At 62.9% G+C, this 902-nt stretch carries 1 protein-coding gene; it reads right to left on the reverse strand.

Features of this window, described 5'->3' with window-relative positions:
* Window positions 1-902, reverse strand: a 902-nt coding sequence (locus tag CJ301_RS18425; protein ID WP_437438427.1) for an SPW repeat domain-containing protein, incomplete at both ends; no start/stop codon positions are given.

Raw genomic sequence — 902 nt, forward strand, 5'->3', positions numbered from 1 at the left:
AGAAGAATGGCTCCCAGATGCCGTCGACATGACCCAACTGATAGGCAGACAGGATGCGCGACAGAAGAAAGCCCACCACTCCGAGCGCGATGATCGGCAGTCTTTGCACATAGGTGGACGGACAGTAGGTCCAGCCTGGCGGTATGTCGCCTTCATCCATCATGCCCTCGCGCGACATGCCGGGCATCATCGGGATCAGGATGGTCAGCGCGATGACGAGCGCGCCGATCAATGTGTCGTTCGCATAAACCGCCGGGTCCGGCGTCCAGAAAACCAAAGGCGCCGCCAACAGCCAGACCCCCAGCGCGGCGTTGGCCCATTGCGCCCAACCGTTGCCAGGCCGCATCGAGATCAGCGCCAGGGCAGTGATCGCCAGTCCTGTGAAAACGTCATTCCAGGCCGTCAACCAGCTGCGCGTTGCCGCGGCCCAAAGTCCACGATCTTCGGTGACACGCTGCACGGCGGCGCTGAACTCGGTTTGGTCGAAGGTGCCGAAAACGGAAGGCGCAGTGGCCAGCCAAAGACCCAGCCCGGCCACCAGCCAATGCACCCAGAGCATCTGGAAATGCATCATCCGCATGTGGTTGTCGTGCTCGCGCGCGGCCGAGTCCGCTTCGGCGGGGCTGTCGTCCTCGCCGTGCTGCTCGGCATTCGCCTGCACCACCTTGGTCGCGGAAACCCGCGCGGCATTCAGCCCGTTTTCCGAATACCAGTGATAGGGATCATCCTTCAGATTTCGCAGGATGCGCGGCATGTCTTCCCGCAGGCCGTGCTGCGGCTGCCAGCCCAACTGCTCCCGGGCGGTCGAAAGGTCCAGCTCGTAGTGATCGGAGGATATGTCCACCATCCAGGCTCGGATAAAGGCGTCCTCGCCGAAGATCCGGTTCTCACCCCAAGCGCCG

It is taken from the genome of Limimaricola cinnabarinus (genome assembly GCF_002723615.1).
GTDB lineage: Bacteria > Pseudomonadota > Alphaproteobacteria > Rhodobacterales > Rhodobacteraceae > Limimaricola > Limimaricola cinnabarinus_B.